Here is a 19,993-nt window from a genome sequence, read left to right on the forward strand (position 1 = left end):
CTCATTTCGACCTGCGCCTGCCGCGCAGCCGTTGCCGCCGTGCGTGCACACCTTCAAGCTGTCGATGACGGTCGACTTGAGAGCGCTGTGGTGCCTTCCGCGCCCTCGGCTTCACCAGGGCCTTCGGTGGCGGGGCCCTGGAGCAGGTCGAGCAGCGCCTGCGGCGCATACGGCTTGCGCAGCACCGCCGCGTGGCCCAGCGCCTGATGCTGGGCCGGCGTCAGTGCCAGCGGGTAGCCGGTGGCAAACACCACCCGCAGCCGCGGCTGGCGCTGGCGTGCGGCCAGTGCCAGATCCACGCCCGAGCCGCCGGCGCCGCCGTGCAACGCGACATCGGTCAGAAGCAGGTCGAAGGTGCCGGCGGCAAGCAGCGCCAGCGCTTCGATGTCGCTCTGCGCCTCGGTTACCACGGCGCCGCAGGCGCGCAGCAGTTCCGCCGTGCTGGTGCGCACCAGCGCGTCGTCGTCGACGCACAGCACGCGCGTGCCCGCATCCATCGGCGCGCGGCTGGTCGCCGCCACACCCGCTGTCCCCGCGGCACGTTGTTCCCGGTTGGCCAGCACATGGCGCACCTTGCGCGCCAGCGCTTCATGCGTATAAGGCTTGCTGAGCAGTTCGACGCCGGGATCCAGCCTGCCGCCATGAACGATGATGCTGTCGGTGTAGCCCGAGGTGAACAGCACCCCGATGCCCGGCAGCCGTTCGCGCACCTTGTCGGCCAGTTCGGTGCTGCGTAGCGGCCCCGGCATCACCACGTCGCTGAACAGCAGGTCGATGTGCGTGTCGCGCTCGACAATGGCCAGCGCAGCCTGCGCATCGCGTGCGCGCAGCACGTGGTAGCCCAGGCTGGCTAGCATCTCGACCACCGTGGCGCGCACATCCTGGTCGTCCTCGACCACCAGCACCGTTTCGCCACCGCCGCGCGCACGGTCTGTATCGGGCTCGGTATCGGGATCTTCGGCCATGTGCACGCGCGGCAGGTAGAGCTTCACCGTGGTGCCGCGGCCGGGCTTGCTCACGATCTTCACGTGGCCGTCCGACTGGCGGATGAAGCCATACACCATGCTCAGGCCGAGGCCCGTGCCCTGGCCTTCGGGCTTGGTGGTGAAGAACGGCTCGAACACATGTTCCTGCACCTCGGGCGTCATGCCGGCGCCGGTGTCGGTGACCGCGAGCAGCACATACTGCGTCGCCGGCCGCGGCGCGCGTCCGCGCGGCGGCTCTTCCAGCGCCTCGTCGAGCCACGTGTTGCGTGCCTCGATGGTCAGGCGGCCCTGGCCGTGCATGGCGTCGCGCGCGTTGATGGCGAGGTTCAGCAGCGCGTTCTCGACCTGGAACGGGTCGACCAGCGTATTCCACAGGCCGTCGGCCACCACGGTATCGAGTTCGATGCCGTCGCCCAGCGCGCGCCGCAGCATGTCGTCCAGCGTGCGCGCCAGCCGGCCCAGGTTGACCACACGCGGGGCCAGCGGCTGGCGCCGCCCGAATGCCAGCAGCTGCGACGACAGCTTGGCGCCGCGGGCCACGCCGGCCAGCGCATTGCGCAGCCGCGGCGCGGCGTCGGTGTTGCCGGACAGGTCGCGCGCCAGCAGCTGCAGGTTGCCGCCGATCACCTGCAGCAGGTTGTTGAAGTCATGGGCGACGCCGCCGGTCAGCTTGCCGATGGCTTCCATCTTCTGCGCCGTGCGCAGGGCCTCGTCCGCATGGCGCAGCGCAGCCTGGACTTCGCGGTCGCCGGTCACATCGCGGCCGACGCCGTGGAGATGGCCGTTGGCCGGGTCCACCGTCAGGGTCCAGGCCAGCCAGCGCAACGCGCCGTCAGCGCGCGGCTGGCGGCATTCGAAACGCACCGGCGTGCCGTCGTGGCGCAGCGCCGCCAGCTGCGCGGTCACCAGCACCAGATCGTCCGGATAGATGAACGACAGGTACGGCCGGCCCAGCGCCTCGTGCGGGGCATGGCCAAGCGTGCGTGTCCATGCCGGGCTGACGCGCTGCAGGGTGCCATCGAAGCCGGCCACGATCAGAAGGTCTTCGCTCAGTTCCCACAGCCGGTCGTGGTCGGTCACAGCCTGGGCGATGCGGCGCTCGAGCGAGGCATTGAGGTCCTGCAGGCGGCGCTCGGTGGCGCGCCGCAGCTCGGACAGCCGCAGGTTGCTGGCCACGCGGGCCAGCAGTTCCCGGGCCGAGAACGGTTTGACCAGGTAATCGTCGGCGCCAGAGCCCAGGCCGCTGACGCGCGCTTCCTCGCCGGCGCGTGCCGACAGCAGCAGCACCGGCGTGTCGCGCAGCGCCGGGTCCGCGCGCACGGCCTGCACCAGGCCAAAGCCGTCGAGCCTGGGCATCATCACGTCCGACACGATCAGCGCGGGCATCTCGCGGCGCGCCACCTCGAGCGCGGCTTCGCCATCGGGCGCGACTTCGACGCGATGGCCGGCGGCGGTCAGCAGCCGGCGCATGTATTCGCGCAGGTCGTCGTTGTCGTCCACTACCAGCACGGTGGCGGGGGCAGCCGCTTCGCTGTCGGGCGCAGGCGCATGCCGGTCGTGCCGGTCGTATTGCGCGTCCTCAGCCGCCATGGCCATCGCCGGTGCCTCGGCATGCGGCCAGCGCAGGGTCGCGTCCACGTAGGCGCGGGCCTGCGCACTGCTGGCCGCGGGCGCCGGCACCGGATCCGCCGGCACGTCCCCGGCGGCTGCCACCGGCAGCGTGACGGTGAAGCAGGTGCCCTGGCCCTGCGCGCTGTCGACTTCGACGGTGCCGCCATGCAGGCGCACCAGTTCCTGCACCAGCGCCAGGCCGATGCCGCTGCCTTCGATCGAGCGGCCCTGCGCGCCTTCGACGCGATGGAAGCGCTCGAAGATGCGCGGCAGCTCGCCGGCAGGGATGCCGATGCCGGTGTCGCGCACGCACAGCACCGCATTGTTCCCCTGCGCCGCGACGCTGACGGTGATGCTGCCGGCAAAGGTGAACTTGAACGCATTGGAGACCAGGTTCAGCACGATGGTCTCCCACATGTCGCGGTCCACCGCCACGGGCTGCGGCAGCGGCTCGCATTCGACGCGCAGCGCCATGCCGGCGCTCTCGACACAGGCACGGAACAGCGAGGCGAGGTCGGCGGTGAAAGCTGCGAGGTCGGTGGGGTGGCGCTGCATGCTGATGCGGCCGGCCTCGATGCGCGAGAAGTCGAGCAGCGCATTGACCAGCTTGAGCAGGCGCATGCCGCTGCGGTGGGTCATCTCCAGCAGCGAGCGTTGTTCGTCGTCGGCACTGTCGTCGCCGGCGCGCCGCAGCAGTTCTTCGAGCGGCCCCAGCATCAGCGTCAGCGGGGTGCGGAACTCATGGCTGATGTTGGAGAAGAAGGTGGTCTTGGCGCGGTCGATCTCGGCCAGCGCCTCGGCACGCTTGCGCGCTTCCTCGTAGGCCTGCGCCGAATGCATCGCCGCGCCGATCTGGCCTGCCACCAGGTTCAGGAAGCTGCGGTAGCGCTCGCCGAACAACCGGTACGGGTTCAGCCCCACCACCAGCACGCCGCGATGCGAGGCGCTGGCCGACGGCACCACCGGGATCACCGCGGCCGCATCCGCAGGCACACTCCATGCGCCGGCGGGCAGCGGCGCGGCAAAGCGCGTTGCCAGCTGCTCGACCAGTGCCGGCTGTTGCTGCTGCAGGACCTCGGCCACCGGCCATGGCGCTGCGTCTTCCAGCGAGATCGCGGGCGGTGCGGCGGGGTGAGCAGGATCGATGCCGCTGGCGACCACGCGCTTCAGGTCGATGGCGCCGGGCTCGGCGATGTAGAGCAGCGCAAAGACGATGTCGCGCGGGTCCGATGCCAGCGCGCCCATGGTGCGCTCGCATGCCTCGCGCCACGAGCGCGCGTCGGTGGCCGCCGCGGCCACGTCACGCAGCACATTCAGTTGCCGCTCGGCCAGCACGCGCTCGGTATCGTCGCTGTTGGCGCAGATGATGCCGCCCGTGCCGCCGTGGTCGTTCGGCACGGGGCTGTACGAAAAGGTGTAGTAGGTTTCTTCCGGATACCCGTTGCGCTCCATGATCAAAAGCTTCTGCTCGACGAAAGTGCCTTCAGCACCGGTCATCGCTGTGTCGAGCAGCGGGCCGATTTCCGGCCAGATTTCACGCCAGACCACTGCGGTCGGCTGCCCCAGCGCGTCGGGGTGCTTGCCCCCGATGATGGATTTGTAGGCGTCGTTGTAGAAGTAATGCAGCCCCTCGCCCCAACCGATCCAGATCGGCTGGCGCGAGGTGAGCATGATGCGGATTGCGGTCTTCAGGCTGTGCGGCCACGCCTGTGGCGGCCCCAGCGGGGTGGCGGCCCAGTCGTGCGCGCGGATCAGCGCGCCCATTTCGCCGCCCCCGCTCAGAAAGCCAGGCTCGTCTAAGAAGGCACTGCCGCTGGCCGCATCGGGCGCTGGCGGCACGGTGCCGTCGGGTCTGCTCATGTTGGTCTCCCGAGCCGCGCCGACATTGTGCCGCGCGAGCGTCTCGCAAGACTTTGCCTAGCCTGGTGGCGCAATGCAAGCCTGCGCCGAGGCCTACAGCGGCGGGCTCACCCAGTACGGGTCACGCCCGTAGTACTCGTGCAGCGACTTGCCCCACTGCGGATCGGCCATGGCCGGCCAGCTGTCCTTGTTGAAGCCGGGCGCGGACTTGATCCGGTCCGCCGTCACGGCAATCCGGAAGCACTTTTCGTCGGTGTCCATCACCAGGGCGTTCCACGGGATGGCGTGCAGCGTATCGCCGATGCCGAGGAAGCCGCCGGCTTTCAGCACCGCGTAGGCGATGCGGCCGTGCGGCACGTCCAGCATGATCTCTGAGATCGTGCCCACGTGTTCGCCGTCGGACGAGTACGCCTTGGTGCCGTCCAGGCTGGATGCGGCCATGACTTCCGGGCCGGGGCCTTCGCCCACGCCCGAACCGATGATGGCCGCGCCTTGAGTGCTGGGAGTTTGGGTTTGCATGTTGGGCTCCTTGTGCCAGTGAATGCAGGAACATGGAGCGTGCGCAATGACCATGCCTGCACCGCAAGCGAGGCCAGGGCGGGCTACGCAAGGCTGTTCTGGCGTGTCGCGTGCGTGCAAACGTAATTCTTTCGCGCCGGGTTGGCAAAAATGCACGCCGGGAAGGCACTGAAGAAGTGCCGCGTCGGGCCCTGCGCTAACGAGTCTTGTCAGCCTCCGGGACGTCGACCGGCATGTCGCGCGACAGGCCCAGGATCCAGCCGCGGAACGCCGCCAGTGCCTCCGATTCGGGCCGCCCCTCGGGATAGGCAAAGTAATAGCCCTGGTGCTCGTCCAGCATGCCGGCCAGCGGCGTCACCAGCTGGCCGGTCTGCAGCTCGCGCTCGATCAGCAGCCGCGGCGCCAGGCCGATGCCGAGTCCCGCGGCGGCGGCGGCCGTCATCATCGTGAACAGCTCGTAGCGCGGCCCGCGCGAGGCCGCCAGGCTGAAGTCCCAGCCCTGCGCCGCATACCAGTCGCGCCACGCATTGGCGCGCGTGCTCAGGTGCAGGTGGCGGCAGTGTGCCAGGCTGGCGGCATCGGTGACGGGATGGCCAGCGAGGAAGGCCGGGCTGCACACCGGCACCATGCCGCCTTCGCGGAAGATCACGCCGCCGCGCGTGCCGGGCCAGAACTGGTCGCCGAAATAGATCGCCGCGTCGTACGCGCATTCCTGGAACGAAAACGGCTGCGAGCGCGCCGACAGGTTGACGGTGACGTTGGGATGGCGCCGCGCAAAGTCGGGCAGCCGCGGGATCAGCCACTGCGTGGCGAAGGTGGGCACCACAGCCAGCTCCAGCGTGAAGCCCATGGCCCGGCCGGTGCTGATTTCCAGCGTGTCGCGCTGCAGGTGGTCCAGGTGCCGGCGGATGCGCGCGGCGTATTCGCGCCCGGTCTCGGTCAGCTCCAGGCGGCGCCGCACGCGCGTGAACAGCGTCACGCCCAGGCGCTGCTCGAGTTGCGCCACCTGCCGCCCCACCGCGCTGTGCGTCAGCGCGAGCTCGGCCGCGGCGCGGGTAAAGCTGCCCAGCCGTGCCGAGGCCTCGAAGGCCTGCAGCGCGCCCAGGTTGGGGATGTCGTTTCTCATGGGACGGCGGGGAAGGAAGTGCGACAGTATAAACAGCGGCGCGGCAGCGGAGGTCGTGCGCCGCGCGCACAACGTTGTGCGCAATACGCGCTTGTGCGCGGGCGGCGCGGCCCACTATCCTGCCCCGCGGATCGTTGCCATACCGCCCGCCGGGGCGGAAGCCGGTCCGCGAGCCCACCTCCAAGCGCCCATGTCATCCAATATCTCCACGCTCCTCACCGCCAACGTCGGCGCCACCCGCGCCGCGCAACTGATGTCGCTGGTCACGCTGCCGGCCGGCCTGCCCCCGGATCCGCAAGGCCGCGCCACCCGGGCCGAGATTGCCCAGGCGCTGAACATGGTGCTGTTCGGCGGCATCCTGGAACGCGTGCCGACCGGCCGCGCCTACACCGACGACGTCGCCGCGGCCGGCGGCAAAGTCACCTTCGACCACGGCGCGCTGCGCACGGTCAAGTGGCGTGACAACGGCGCGCTGCCCGAAGGCGAGGCCGCCTTTACCCGCATCCTGCGCCCGCTGGGATACATGCTCAACGGCACGTACCCGCTCGATCGCATCGGCATGACCGGGCGCTCGTACGCGCACGCCGACGCATCCGAGGACGTTGCCCAGTTCTTTGTCAGCGAATTCCATCCTGAGCGATTCAGCGAAGACTTCCGCGCGGCGGTCAGCCGCGTTACCGGCAACTCCGTCGATCCGCTGTCGCCGCGCGCGCAGACGCTGCTGTGGCAACTGGAGCGCGACGGCGCGCTGGCAGTGGCCGACGGCGCCGAACTGGTCGGCTTGCTGGTGCCTTGCTTCGAGCGCCAGCACGCGGCGCCGCGGCTGGCCGACTACGAAACGCTGCTGCGCGAATCGGCCGAAATGGCGTGGATCGCCACCGAAGGCAATGCCTTCAACCACGCGACCGACCGCGTCGACGATGTCTTCGCACTGGCCGAGCAGCAGAAGCAGCTGGGCCGGCCGATGAAGGACAAGGTCGAAGTGTCGGGCAGCGGACGCGTCAGGCAGACGGCGTTCCGCGCCGATACCGTGCGCCGCACGTTTGTCGGCGCGCAGGGCGAGGCCGTCGAGCGCGAGGTGCCGGGGTCGTTCTATGAGTTCATCACGCGCGAGCGCTTTGTCGAAGCCGATGCCGCGGCGCAGCGTTATGACCTCGGCTTCGATGCGGGCAATGCGCAGGGGATTTTCAGGATGACCGCGGCGGCGTGTTGAGCCGCAATTCGTGGCCTCTCTCCCGCTTGGGGAGAGCGGCCAAGCGGCTACCCCTTCTTCGCCGATATCACCGCTTCGGCCACGTTGGCCGGTGCCTCGGCATAGTGCTTGAACTCCATGGTGAACGTCGCGCGACCCTGCGTCAGCGAGCGCAGCGTGGTCGAGTAGCCGAACATCGTCGCCAGCGGCACTTCGGCGCGCACGATCTTGCCGCCGCCCCCGGCAATGTCTTCCATGCCGTGCACCATGCCGCGGCGCGACGACAGGTCGCCCATCACGTTGCCGGTGAATTCCTCCGGCGTTTCCACCTCGACCGCCATCATCGGCTCCAGCAGCGCCGGCCGGGCCCGGCGCATGCCTTCCTTGAACGCCATCGAGCCCGCCATGCGGAAGGCATTCTCGTTCGAGTCCACGTCGTGATACGAGCCGAACACCAGCGTGGCCTTGATGTCGACCACCGGGTAGCCCGCCAGCACGCCCGACTGCAAGGTCTCGCGGATACCCTTGTCCACCGCCGGGATAAACTCGCGCGGCACCACGCCGCCCTTGATCGCATCGACGAATTCGTACCCGGCGCCATGCGGCATCGGTTCGAGGTTCAGCACCACGTGGCCGTACTGGCCGCGGCCGCCGGACTGCTTGATGAACTTGCCCTCCACGTCCTTGACCGGCTGGCGGATGGTCTCGCGGTAGGCCACCTGGGGCTTGCCCACCGAGGCTTCCACGTTGAACTCGCGGCGCATGCGCTCGACCAGGATTTCCAGGTGCAGCTCGCCCATGCCCGAGATGATGGTCTGGCCGGATTCCTCGTCGGTGTTCACGCGGAACGAAGGGTCTTCCTGCGCCAGGCGGTTCAGCGCAATGCCCATCTTTTCCTGGTCTGCCTTGGTCCTGGGCTCCACCGCCTGGGAGATCACGGGTTCGGGGAAGCTCATGCGCTCCAGGATGATGACCTTGTTCGGGTCGCACAGCGTATCGCCGGTGGTGGCCTCCTTCAGCCCGACCGCTGCGGCGATATCGCCGGCGCGCACTTCCTTGATCTCCTGGCGCACGTTGGCATGCATCTGCAGGATGCGGCCGAGCCGCTCGCGCTTGGACTTGAGCGGGTTGTAGACGGTGTCGCCGGAATTGACCACGCCCGAATACACGCGGAAAAAGATCAGCTGGCCAACGAAGGGGTCGGTCATGATCTTGAACGCCAGCGCCGAGAACGGTTCGTCGTCGCTCGGATGGCGCTCGGCCTCGCGGTCGTCCTCGGTGTGGCCGAGGATGGCCGGCACGTCGGCGGGAGAAGGCAGATAGTCGATCACCGCATCGAGCATGCTCTGCACGCCCTTGTTCTTGAAGGCGCTGCCGCACAGCATCGGCACGATCTCGTTGGCGATGGTGCGCTTGCGCAGGCCACGCTTGATCTGTTCTTCGGTCAGCGCTTCACCCGACAGGTAGCGCTCGAGCAGGGCCTCGTCGGCCTCGGCGGCGGCTTCGACCATCTTGTCGCGCCAGGCCTGCGCGGTCGGCAGCAGCTCGGCCGGGATCTCCTGGTACTCGAAGCGAACGCCCTGGCTGGCATCGTCCCAGACGACGGCTTTCATCTTGACCAGGTCGATCACGCCCAGGAAATGGTCTTCGGCGCCGAGCGGGATCTGGATCGGCACGGCTCGCCCCTTGAGGCGCTCGGCGATCTGCGCGTGCACGCGGAAGAAGTCCGCGCCGACGCGGTCCATCTTGTTGACGAAGGCAATGCGCGGTACCGCGTACTTGTTGGCCTGGCGCCAGACCGTCTCGGATTGCGGCTGCACGCCGCCGACCGCGTCGTAGACCATGCAGGCGCCGTCGAGCACGCGCATCGAGCGCTCGACTTCGATGGTGAAGTCGACGTGTCCCGGCGTATCGATGATGTTGATACGGTGTTCGGGGTAATTGCCGGCCATGCCTTTCCAGAAGGCGGTGGTGGCAGCCGACGTGATGGTGATGCCGCGCTCCTGCTCCTGCTCCATCCAGTCCATGGTGGCAGCGCCATCGTGCACCTCGCCCAGCTTGTGGTTGACGCCCGTGTAGAACAGGATGCGTTCGGTCGTCGTGGTCTTGCCGGCGTCGATATGCGCGCTGATGCCGATGTTGCGGTAGCGCTCGATGGGGGTCTTGCGGGACACAGTGTTCTCCTGGGTAACACCTCCCGAATAGAGTAGCACCACTGGACCTTTGCCGTTGTCCCTGCCGCCTGCAGGGGAACGCGTACGCGCGACGCATGGCCGTGCATGCAGCCCGGTGCGCCGGCGTCTGAGGCAAGCCTAGGGGCGAGCTGCAATACCTTGCGGAATCCTCCCATCCTGCGCGCCGCCTTGCCTCCCTATACTGGCCTTGCATCGCGCCGGCCGATGCCCCGACATTCCCATTCACGCGAACCGACGCATGACCACCATCCTGATCGTTGACGACCACCCGGCGATGCGGCTGATTCTCAAGACCCACCTGCTGCAGCTGCTCGGCGTCGATGAAGTGCTCGAGGCCGACAACGGGCAAAGCGCGCTCGAGCTGGTGCGCACGCGCATGCCCGACCTCGTGCTGCTCGATCTCGACATTCCGCGCTCCAGCGGCCTCGACGTGGCGCCGCGCCTGCGGGCGATCCACCCGCAAGTGCGCCTGCTGGTGGTGACGGCGCTCGATCCGGCGGTGTTCGTCAGCCGCGCGTGGCAGGCCGGCGCGCAGGGCTTTGTCAGCAAGACGCAGGACCTGAAGGAAATCCTGCGCGCAGTCGAGTCGGTGCTGGCCGGCTATACCGTGTTCCCCGCGATGGGCAGGGACGGCGGCTCGCGTCATGCGGTTTCCGCCGACGACGAGATGCTGCGCCGGCTTTCCGACAAGGAACTGGTGGTGCTGCAGATGCTGGCGCGCGGCATGTCGTACAAGGCCATCAGCGCCAGCCTGTTTATCAGCAACAAGACCGTCAGCAGCTACAAGGCGCGCATCATGGCCAAGCTGCAGGTGTCATCGCTGGTGGAACTGGTCGACTTCGCGCGCCGCTGCCATCTCGCCTTGTAGCGCCATTGGCCGGCGATTGTTCGGACATCGTATGACTCGACGCGCCCGGAAACGCCCCGCGGGGCGTCGGGCCCTCAGGCCTGCGCGCTGCCGGAGCCGGAGCCCGAGGCCTTGCGCAGCCGCTCCCGGCTGTTGGTCAGGTGCATGCGCATCGCCGCCTTGGCCGCGTCCGGGTCGCGGCGCTCGATCGCGTCGTAGATGTTCTCGTGCTCGAACTGGACGCGCTCCAGGTACTGTTCGCGCTCCGGCGTATTGACCTGCAGCCGGCTGCGCGGGATCAGCATGGTGCCCAGGTGGCCCATGATGTCAGTGAAGTAGCGGTTGCCGGTGGCGCGGGCGATGGCCAGGTGGAAGGCAAAATCGCTGTCCACCGCGTCGCTGCCAGCGCCGGTGTTGCGCTTGAGCTCGTCAAGCGCCTGGCGCATGGCGGCCAGCTGGGCGTCACTGCGGCGCGCGGCGGCCAGTCCGGCAGCCTCCGCCTCCAGGCTGACGCGGAATTCCAGCATCGCCATCACATCGATCGCGGTTCCCAGCGTATCCGGCCCGATGCGGAACGGCGAGGGCGCTTCCGCCGCGCGCGCCAGCACGAACGTGCCAATGCCGTGGCGGGTCTCGACTAGGCCGCTGGCCTGCAGCCGCGACAAGGCCTCGCGCACCACGGTGCGGCTTACACCCTGCGTCGCCATGATTTCCGATTCGGTCGGCAGCTTGTCGCCAGGCTTCAGCTGGCCTTGTCGGATCTCTTCGGAGAGCGCCTGCACCACTTCCTCGGCCAGGGTGCGGCCGCGGCGGCGCAATGGCATGGGCGCGGCGACGTTGGGCGCACCGGCGGCAGGCAGGTCGGGCAGGGCAGGGTTGCGTGCGGTAGGCATGGCGGATACGGGCGGCATGGCGGATACGGGCGGGGTTTCCCGGACTTGACCGGTTCGAGATGGCCTCATTATACTGGGTTATCAGTCATACGATGACCGATAACATAGCAATGCCGGAGACCAGACCCGAATGACCCATCCCGCCACTTCCGCCGCTCCCGCCACGCACGCCGGTGCCGGCCAGACCCCCGTGGTGACAGAACTCACTGTGGTGCCCGTGGCCGGGCACGACAGCATGCTGATGAACCTGTCAGGTGCCCATGGCCCGTACTTCACGCGCAACATCGTGATCCTGCGCGACAGCGCCGGCCACACCGGCGTGGGCGAAGTGCCGGGTGGCGAAGGCATCCGCCAGACGCTGGAAGACGCCCGCCCGCTGCTGGTCGGGCAGCCCATCGGCCAGTACCAGGCCATCCTGAACCGCGTGCGCGCCACCTTCGCCAGCCGCGACGCCGGCGGCCGCGGCCTGCAGACCTTCGACCTGCGCATCACCATCCACGCCGTCACGGCGCTGGAAGCCGCGCTGCTCGACCTGCTCGGCCAGCATCTGGAGGTGCCGGTGGCGGCACTGCTGGGCGAAGGCCAGCAGCGCGACGCCGTCGAGATGCTGGGCTACCTGTTCTATATCGGCGACCGCCAGCGCACCACGCTGGACTACCGCACCGAACCCGATGCCGACAACGCCTGGTTCCGCCTGCGCAATGAAGTGGCAATGACGCCCGAGGCGGTCGTGCGCCTGGCCGAGGCCGCGTACGAACGCTACGGCTTCAACGACTTCAAGCTCAAGGGCGGCGTGCTGCGCGGCGACGAAGAGATGCAGGCGATCCTGGCGCTGGCCGAGCGCTTCCCCAAGGCGCGCATCACGCTTGACCCCAACGGCGCCTGGTCGCTGGCCGAAGCCGTGCGCCTGTGCCGCGACAAGCGCGGCGTGCTGGCCTATGCCGAAGACCCGTGCGGTGCCGAGGACGGCTATTCCGGCCGCGAAGTGATGGCCGAGTTCCGTACCGCCACCGGCCTGCCCACGGCGACCAACATGATCGCGACCGACTGGCGCCAGATGGGCCACGCAGTGCGCCTGCAGTCGGTCGACATCCCGCTGGCCGACCCGCATTTCTGGACCATGCAGGGCTCGGTGCGCGTGGCGCAGATGTGCGCCGAATGGGGCCTGACCTGGGGCTCGCACTCGAACAACCACTTCGATATCTCGCTGGCGATGTTCACCCACGTGGCCGCCGCCGCGCCGGGCCGCGTCACCGCCATCGACACGCACTGGATCTGGCAGGACGGCGAGAACCTGACCAAGGCGCCGCTGAAGATCGAGAACGGCCTGGTGCAGGTGCCGAAAACGCCGGGCCTGGGCGTGGAACTCGACATGGACGCGCTGGGCCGCGCCCACGCGCTGTACCAGAGCAAGGGCCTGGGCGCTCGCGACGATGCCATCGCCATGCAGTTCCTGATTCCCGGCTGGCAGTTCAACAACAAGGCGCCATGCATGGTGCGCTGATCGGACGACGGTCCGGTCTGACAGGCATGGCGTGCCGCCGCGATGGCGGCGCGCCGGTATCGAAGGCATAGCAGGAGACAACGATGTATCCCTTCCAACGCACGGGCGCGCTGCGCCTGCAAGACTGGCTGCGCGTGGTTGCCGCCGGTTCGGTGCTGACCGTCGCGGCGCTGGCCGCGCTGACGGCCGGGAGCGCCCGGGCCGCGCAAGACTGGCCGCAGCGCCCGGTTTCGGTGGTGGTGCCGTTCCCAGCGGGCGGCTCCACCGACACCATCGCGCGCATGCTGACGGCGCCGCTCAACGAGAAACTGGGCCAGCCGTTCGTGGTCGACAACAAGCCCGGCGCGACGGGCGCCATCGGCGCGACCTTCGTCAAGCGCGCGCCGCCGGACGGCTACACCATGCTGGTGGCGTCGATCGGGGTCTTCGCCGTCAACCCGTTCCTGCAGAAGAACCTGGGCTACGACCCGGTCAAGGACTTCGACCTGCTGACGGTGGCAGTGCGCGCGCCCAACGTGCTGGTGGTCAATCCGCAGTTCCCGGCGAAGAACGTGCAGGAACTGGTGGCGCACATGAAGAAGAACCCGGGCAAGGTCAGCTTTGCCTCGTCCGGCGCGGGGTCGTCCGACCACCTGACCGCGGCGCTGTTCTGGCAGAAGACCGGCACCGACGGGTTGCACGTGCCGTACAAGGGCGGCGCGCCCGCCATCTCGGACCTGCTCGCCGGCCAGGTGGACGTGTCGTTCCAGAACATCAACGCGGTGCTGCAGCACATCCGCACCGGCAAGCTCAAGGCATTGGCGGTGACGGCGGACAAGCGCCCGGCCGTGCTGCCCAACGTGCCGACCATGGCGGAAGCCGGCGTCAAGGAAGTCGAGGTCTATTCGTGGCAGGGCGTGGCCGCGCCGCGCGGCCTGCCCGCCGACGTGAAGACGCGGTTGCACGGTGCGCTGGTCGGCGCGCTGAACGATCCAAAAATGCGCCAGAAGCTGTCGGAGAACGGCTTCGAGGTGGTCGCGAATACGCCTGAGCAGTTCAGCCAGTTTGAAGCGCAGGAACTGCAACGCTGGAAGACCGTGATCGAGAAGGGCCGCATCGTGCTCGACTGAGCTCAACACGTATCGACCGCACCGGATCAACACACCGACAGCGCCGGCCGCCGCACGACTCCCGTGCCGCGCCGGCGCACTTGCAACAACAATGGAGACATAGCATGACCCAGGGACGCCGCATTTTCCTCAAGCAGACTTCCGCGCTGGCCGCGGGCATCGCCGCCGGCCCGCTGGCCGGCCTGGCCACCGGCGCGCATGCCGCGCAGCAGGCGTGGCCGACGCGACCGATCCGCCTGGTGGTGCCGTACACCGCTGGCGGTTCGTCCGACATCATCGCGCGCCTGATCAGCAAGCAGCTGGGCGAAGCGCTGGGCCAGTCCGTGGTGGTCGACAACAAGCCTGGCGCCAATGGCAACGTCGGCGCGGCACTGGTTGCGCAGGCCACCGATAACCACACGCTGATGCTGTGCGACATCGGCGCGCTGGCGATCAGCCCCTCGGTCTATACCAAGCTGACCTTCAATATCGCCAAGGACCTGAAGCCGGTGACGATGCTGGCGTACTCGCCGCACCTGCTGGTGGTGCATCCGTCGGTGCAGGTCAGCAGCGTGAAGGAACTGGTCGAGCTGTCCAAGCGCAGCCAGCTGAACTTTGCCGTGACCGCGATCGGCAGCGCGCCGCACCTGGCGGGGGTGGCCGTGGAGCAGGCCACCGGCGCCAAGTGGCAGTACGTCCCGTACAAGGGCGGTTCGCAGGCGATTGCCGATACTGTCGGCGGCAGCGCGCAGGTGCTGATGAACGGCATGCTGGCCACGCTGCCGCACGTGCAGTCGGGCAAGCTCAAGCTGATCGCCCAGTCCAAGCGCACGCGGATGCCGCTGCTGCAGAACGTGCCGACCATTGCCGAGCAGGGCGTGCCCAACTTCGAGTCGGGCACGTGGCAGGGCGTGATGGCGCCGGCCAGCATGCCGGATGCGCTGGTGACACGGATCAACGCCGAGCTGATCAAGATCATCCGCGCGCCGGATCTGCGTTCGCAACTGGTGGCGCAGGGGGCCGAAGTGGTGACGATGACGCCGGCCGAGACCGGCAAGTTCTTTGTTGCCGAGCAGGCGCGCTGGGCGGGGGTGGTGAAGCAGGCGGGGATCAAGCTGGAGGCTTGATACGCAGGGATATTTGCCCCCGACGCCCCGCAGGGGCGCTGCGATGTCATAACGGCCCGCGTGTTGAACGCGGGCCGTTTGTCCTTGCGCCGGCGATTCAAAACAAAAAGCCCCGCACAAGGCGGGGCCAGTCACTGCAAGCGGTTGCGCTTATCCCCGTAGCGCAGCCGGCAGCAGACCTTGCGGCAGGTTCTGGTAGCAAACCGGACGCAGGAACCGGTCGATCGCGGTAGCACCCACCGAGGTCGAGCGCACGTCCGACGTGGCCGGGAACGGCCCGCCATGCACCATCGCAAAAGCCACTTCCACCCCGGTCGGATAGCCGTTGCACAGCACGCGCCCGGCCTTGCGCTCCAGCACCGGCAGCAGTTGGCGCGCGGCCTCATGGTCGGCGTCGTCGAGCTGCATGGTGGCGGTGAGCTGGCCTTCGAGCTGGCGCGCCAGCGCGAGCATCTCTTCCAGGTTGCGGCACACCACCAGCACGGTCGACGGGCCGAACACTTCGGCCTGCATGCGGTGATCGGCCAGGAACTGCGCGGCGGTGGTTTCGAACATCACCGGGCAGGCCTGGTTGACACCCGTGGCGGCCACGCCGTCGCCGATGCGCTGCAGGCCATCCAGCGACGACAGCTGCGCCACGCCCTTTTCATAGGCGGCATGGATGCCCGGCGTCAGCATGGTCGCCGCCGGCTTGCCGCCCAGCGCGTCGAGTGCCGCGGCACGGAACTGGTCCAGCGCCGGGCCTTCGATGCCGATCACCAGGCCGGGGTTGGTGCAGAACTGTCCCACGCCCAGCACCAGAGAATCGACCAGCTGGCGGCCGATCTCGGCGCCGCGCGCCTGCAGTGCGGCGGGCAGCAGGAACACCGGGTTGATGCTGCTCATCTCGGCATACACGGGAATCGGCTGCGGACGCGCGTTGGCTGCCTGCATCAGCGCCATGCCGCCCGAACGCGAGCCGGTGAAGCCGACCGCCTGGATCGCGGGGTGCGATACCAGCGCCGTGCCGACGACATTGCCCGCGCCCACCAGCAGAGAGAACACGCCTTCCGGCAGGCCGGCGTCCTGCACGGCCTTCTGGATTACGCGGCCGACCAGTTCGGACGTGCCCAGGTGCGCCGAATGCGCCTTGACCACCACGGGGCAACCGGCTGCCAGCGCCGAGGCGGTGTCGCCGCCGGCGACGGAGAACGCCAGCGGGAAGTTGCTGGCGCCGAACACCGCCACCGGGCCAATGGCGATACGTTGCATGCGCAGGTCGGGGCGAGGCGGGGTGCGCTCGGGCAGCGCGGCGTCGAAGGTGGCCTCTTGCCAGCGGCCTTCGCGCAGCACTGTCGCGAACAGGCGCAACTGGCCGGCGGTGCGGCCGCGCTCGCCCTGCAGGCGCGCGTCCGGCAGGCCGCTTTCCTGGTGGGCACGCTCGATCAGCGTGTCGCCCAGTGCCTCGATGCCGGCGGCGATCGCTTCCAGGAATGCCGCGCGCTGCTCGGACGAGGTATTGCGATAGGTATCGAAGGCGGCTTCGGCCAGCGCGCAGGCGCGCTCGACGTCGGCCTGGCCGCCGCCGTGGAAGTCGGGGCCCAGGACTTCACCCGTGGAGGGGTTGATAGCCTGCAGCGTAGATTGGTCGCCGCGCACGGCGTGCGCGCCGATGAGCATGTCGCCGGTGATGTGCATGGAAGGATTCCTTTCAGCGTTTGAGGGTGGCAGAGGGTGGCATAAGCGGACAAGCCGGCCGAAGGGCAAGGTGCCCCGCGGCCGGCCTGGCGCTGTGCTATGGCAGGACGGATTACTGCGGGCCGAGCTTGTTGATCAGCGTGCCCAGCATTTCCATCTCTTCGCCGGTCAGGTCGGTCAGCGGCGCGCGCACCGGACCGCCGTCGCGGCCGACGATGCGGGCACCGGCCTTGACGATGCTGACGGCGTAGCCGGCCTTGCGGTTACGGATGGCCAGGTACGGCAGGAAGAAGTTGTCGATCAGGCGGCCCACGGTCTCCTGGTCGTCCGCGGCGATGGCCCGGTAGAAGTCCATCGCGGTTTTCGGGATGAAGTTGAACACCGCCGACGAGTACACCGGCACGCCCAGCGCCTTGTAGGCGGCGGCGTAGACCTCGGCCGTAGGCAGGCCGCCCAGGTACGAGAAGCGGTCGCCCAGCTTGCGGCGGATACTGACCATGGACTCGATGTCGCCCACGCCATCCTTGAAGCCGATCAGGTTGGGGCAACGGTCGGCGAGGCGGGTCAGCTGGTCGGCGTTCAGCCTGGAGTTGGCGCGGTTGTAGACGATCACGCCGATGTCGACCGACTTGCAGACCTCTTCCACGTGGGCGGCGATGCCGTCCTGGCTGGCTTCGGTCAGGTAGTGCGGCAGCAACAGCACGCCGGCCGCGCCCAGGCGCTGGGCTTCCTGCGCATAGGCGATGGCGGTGCGGGTCGGGCCGCCTGCGCCGGCCAGGATGGGCACCTTGCCGGCGCAGGTCTTGACCGCCGTATCGACCACGGCGGTGTAGTCGGCCGGGGTCAGCGAGAAGAACTCGCCGGTGCCACCGGCGGCGAACAGCGCGGTGGCGCCGTATGGGGCCAGCCATTCCAGGCGGGCGGCATAGGACTTCGCGTTGAAGTCGCCCTTGGCGTCGAAGTCGGTAATGGGAAAGGAGAGCAGGCCTTCGGAGACGATCTGCTTGAGTTCGTTGGGTGCGAGCATTGCGAAATCCTGATCGGGCCGGCGGCCCTGGGTGGTGATGGCGGTTACCTGCCAGCTGGCGGGCGATCCGAGTTATCAGTCATCGTACGACAACGGCGATACGAAGGCAATAGGCTTGAAGGACACTCGCGGGTTTACCGGGAGAACATGTGGCGAACCGGGGCCGCCATCCAAGTGAATGTCCGGACGAAGTGCGATTTCGGCAACCTTTGGGCATCAGAATGCCTCGTACATTCGCGCAGTCAAGTTGTAGGACAACGTAAGTGACGTGTTATCAGTAATTTTGATGCTTCCATGCAAAAGCCAACCGTGCATCGGTTGCCTCCGGCTGGCACACTGGCAACCTGAACCAACGGGGGAACGACGGTGGGAGAGTTACAAGCCTTGCTGGAAAACCACGGGCTGATGCTGGTATTCCTGAACGTGCTGGTCGAACAGGCGGGGCTGCCGGTGCCGGCGTACCCGATGCTGTTCGTCGCCGGCGCGCTCGGCATGCAGGAAACGGGTCCGTCGATCGGCGCGGTGCTGGCCGCGGTGATCGTCGCCTGCCTGATTGCCGATACCGGGTGGTACTTCGCCGGCCGCCGGCTTGGGCAGCCGATGCTGCGCACCATCTGCAAGGTATCGATCTCGCCCGATTCCTGCATCCGCCAGACCCAGTCGCTGTACCTGCGCGTGGGGCCGCGCTCGCTGGTGGTCGCGAAACTGCTGCCCGGTGCCGGCGCGCTGTCGACCGCGATGGCCGGCATGACCGGCACGCCGCTGCCCGTGTTCCTGTTCTATGACGCAATCGGTGCGCTGGTGTGGGCCGGCAGCGGCCTGCTGATCGGCGTGGTGTTCAGCGACTTTATCGATACCATCCTGGAAGGCTTCAGCACCTACGGGCATATGGCCGTGGTGGCGGTGGTGGTGGCGTTCCTGGGGTTCCTGGCGTGGCGCTCGTGGCGCCGCTTCCGGCTGCTGCGCATCACGAAGCGCGTGCCGCGCATGAGCGTGGATGAGCTGGAATCGCGCCGCCTGGCCGGCACGCTGCCCGTCGTGATCGACGTGCGGGCCCATGGCGACATGCCGATGGAGCGCATTCCCGGCTCGATGGTGCTCGACATGCAGGGCGCGCTCGACAGCCTCGACGCGCTGGGCGTGCCGCCTGCCGAGGCCGACATCGTGGTCTATTGCGCCTGCCCGAACGAGATGTCCGCGGCGCTGCTGGCCGAACGCCTGCGTGTTGCCGGTTATCCCAAAACCTGGGCGCTCGCCGGCGGCTTCGACGAGTGGAAGCGGCGGCACGGCGAGACCGTGCCGCCTGTCGTCACGCATCCGGATCCGGGCAAGGTGGCGGCACGTTGAGCCGCAAGCCTCAGCGCTTGCCGGCGGTCTGGAATACCGACAGGTCGGGATAGATCGCGCGGATGTTTTCCCACTCGGCGGCATAGAAGAACTGGCACTTGCCGACGCCGAAGCGCTTGGCCACTTCCACGCAGAAGCGCACCGCCTCGGCGATGTCGATCTCGTGGTTGGCCGAGGTGGCGCTGCCCGATACCACCGACTGCGCGGTCACTGCCACGCCAACCACCGGCGCCGCCGTCGCGACGTGCGGCTGCATGATGCTGTTGAAGTGGTACAGGCCGTTGTGGTACGGCGTGATGTCCTGCTGCGAGATCGGGAAGGTCACCGCCGGGCAGCCGGTGGTCGATTCCATCGTCGCCACCAGATCCGGCGCCACGCGCAGGATATAGCCCTGCATCGCCGTCGGCGAGATGGCGAAGCCGCGGTGCTTGATGATGCTGTTGCCCTTGGACGCATCGATCGACAGGATCGCGTCCATTTCCGGCAGCACCTGGTAGTCGTTCATGGTGTCGGAAGACACCGGCATGCCCATGAACGGCACCGGGTCGTGCGGCTGCATCGAGACATCGGTCGACAGGTGCGTGGTCACGATCACGTCGCCGGCGAGGTGGTCGCCGCGCGCCTTCATCTGCGCGAGCTTCAGCGCTACCGCCAGGCAGCCGATCGGGCCGTCTGCATCGGACACCAGGCCCACCAGTTCCGGACGCGCGCCGATGGCGCCGTTGCGGCCGATCACGCCCAGCGTCGGCGCCTTGCCGCCGCCACGCTTGCCGGCGCTGCCGGGGATCACGATGGTGATGAAGTCGGTGGTGTTGGCCGTGTTCTCGGGCGGCGCGTTATTGACCGTTGTGACTTGCACGGTCACGCCGGCGCCGGCGTAGGGCGCGAACAGTTCGCTGACGACCGCGCCGTTGGCGTGCGGGCTGTCCAGGGCTTCGTGAATGACCAGCGTCTGCTGCAGGGCCATGGCTTTCTCCAGATGATGTGCCAGGCC

Annotated in this window: 14 protein-coding genes; 6 read left to right on the top strand and 8 right to left on the bottom strand. The window is 68.2% G+C overall.

Features of this window, described 5'->3' with window-relative positions; all coding sequences use genetic code 11:
* Positions 1 to 53: 53 nt before the first annotated feature.
* The 3 genes from J8I82_RS27415 to J8I82_RS27425 all read right to left on the bottom strand — a co-directional run bounded on the left by J8I82_RS27415 (position 54) and on the right by J8I82_RS27425 (position 6,102).
* The gene (locus J8I82_RS27415; protein ID WP_431831584.1) at positions 54 to 4,457 is read right to left on the bottom strand and encodes a response regulator; all 4,404 of its coding nucleotides are present in this window, start codon (positions 4,455 to 4,457) and stop codon (positions 54 to 56) included.
* Between the two features lie 93 nt (positions 4,458 to 4,550).
* The gene (locus tag J8I82_RS27420) at positions 4,551 to 4,976 is read right to left on the bottom strand and encodes a PRC-barrel domain-containing protein (RefSeq protein ID WP_209761981.1); all 426 of its coding nucleotides are present in this window, start codon (positions 4,974 to 4,976) and stop codon (positions 4,551 to 4,553) included.
* 196 nt (positions 4,977 to 5,172) lie between these two features.
* A complete protein-coding gene (locus J8I82_RS27425; protein ID WP_209761982.1) occupies positions 5,173 to 6,102 on the bottom strand; it encodes a LysR substrate-binding domain-containing protein in 930 nt (309 codons plus the stop codon).
* A gap of 190 nt (positions 6,103 to 6,292) precedes the next feature.
* Between J8I82_RS27425 and J8I82_RS27430 the strand changes: the two genes are divergently transcribed.
* Complete coding sequence (locus tag J8I82_RS27430; RefSeq protein ID WP_209761983.1) at positions 6,293 to 7,315, top strand: DUF1338 domain-containing protein; 1,023 nt, start codon at positions 6,293 to 6,295, stop codon at positions 7,313 to 7,315.
* Between the two features lie 47 nt (positions 7,316 to 7,362).
* On the opposite strand, the gene fusA is transcribed toward J8I82_RS27430, so the two are convergent.
* Positions 7,363 to 9,468, bottom strand: a complete 2,106-nt coding sequence (gene fusA, locus J8I82_RS27435; RefSeq protein ID WP_209761984.1) for an elongation factor G — start codon at positions 9,466 to 9,468, stop codon at positions 7,363 to 7,365.
* 259 nt (positions 9,469 to 9,727) lie between these two features.
* On the opposite strand from fusA, the gene J8I82_RS27440 reads away from it, so the two are divergent.
* Positions 9,728 to 10,357 carry a response regulator transcription factor gene (locus J8I82_RS27440; protein ID WP_209761985.1) on the top strand — a complete coding sequence of 210 codons (630 nt, stop codon included), beginning with the start codon at positions 9,728 to 9,730 and terminating at the stop codon, positions 10,355 to 10,357.
* 74 nt (positions 10,358 to 10,431) lie between these two features.
* Here the strand turns inward: J8I82_RS27440 and J8I82_RS27445 are convergent, their stop codons facing one another.
* On the bottom strand, positions 10,432 to 11,229 hold the full coding sequence (locus tag J8I82_RS27445; protein WP_431831585.1) for a FadR/GntR family transcriptional regulator: 798 nt from the start codon (positions 11,227 to 11,229) through the stop codon (positions 10,432 to 10,434).
* A 130-nt stretch (positions 11,230 to 11,359) separates the two neighbouring features.
* Here J8I82_RS27445 and gudD point away from each other — a divergent pair, with 130 nt between their 5' ends.
* From gudD to J8I82_RS27460, 3 genes are all read left to right on the top strand, one after another.
* A complete protein-coding gene (gene gudD, locus J8I82_RS27450) occupies positions 11,360 to 12,733 on the top strand; it encodes a glucarate dehydratase (protein ID WP_209761986.1) in 1,374 nt (457 codons plus the stop codon).
* An 83-nt stretch (positions 12,734 to 12,816) separates the two neighbouring features.
* Positions 12,817 to 13,842 (top strand): Bug family tripartite tricarboxylate transporter substrate binding protein, encoded by a 1,026-nt coding sequence (locus tag J8I82_RS27455; RefSeq protein WP_209761987.1) that lies wholly within the window; start codon positions 12,817 to 12,819, stop codon positions 13,840 to 13,842.
* A gap of 104 nt (positions 13,843 to 13,946) precedes the next feature.
* Complete coding sequence (locus J8I82_RS27460) at positions 13,947 to 14,948, top strand: Bug family tripartite tricarboxylate transporter substrate binding protein (RefSeq protein WP_209761988.1); 1,002 nt, start codon at positions 13,947 to 13,949, stop codon at positions 14,946 to 14,948.
* 150 nt (positions 14,949 to 15,098) lie between these two features.
* On the opposite strand, the gene J8I82_RS27465 is transcribed toward J8I82_RS27460, so the two are convergent.
* Positions 15,099 to 16,625: an aldehyde dehydrogenase (NADP(+)) gene (locus J8I82_RS27465; protein WP_209761989.1), complete on the bottom strand. Its 1,527-nt coding sequence runs from the start codon at positions 16,623 to 16,625 to the stop codon at positions 15,099 to 15,101.
* Positions 16,626 to 16,737: 112 nt separating this feature from the next.
* Positions 16,738 to 17,652: a 5-dehydro-4-deoxyglucarate dehydratase gene (kdgD, locus tag J8I82_RS27470; RefSeq protein ID WP_209761990.1), complete on the bottom strand. Its 915-nt coding sequence runs from the start codon at positions 17,650 to 17,652 to the stop codon at positions 16,738 to 16,740.
* A 366-nt stretch (positions 17,653 to 18,018) separates the two neighbouring features.
* On the opposite strand from kdgD, the gene J8I82_RS27475 reads away from it, so the two are divergent.
* Positions 18,019 to 18,999 (top strand): DedA family protein/thiosulfate sulfurtransferase GlpE, encoded by a 981-nt coding sequence (locus tag J8I82_RS27475; protein WP_209761991.1) that lies wholly within the window; start codon positions 18,019 to 18,021, stop codon positions 18,997 to 18,999.
* 10 nt (positions 19,000 to 19,009) lie between these two features.
* On the opposite strand, the gene J8I82_RS27480 is transcribed toward J8I82_RS27475, so the two are convergent.
* Positions 19,010 to 19,966 (bottom strand): DUF1177 domain-containing protein, encoded by a 957-nt coding sequence (locus tag J8I82_RS27480; protein WP_209761992.1) that lies wholly within the window; start codon positions 19,964 to 19,966, stop codon positions 19,010 to 19,012.
* Positions 19,967 to 19,993 lie beyond the last annotated feature (27 nt).

This window comes from Cupriavidus consociatus, assembly GCF_017814975.1.
GTDB classification, from domain to species: Bacteria; Pseudomonadota; Gammaproteobacteria; order Burkholderiales; family Burkholderiaceae; genus Cupriavidus; species Cupriavidus consociatus.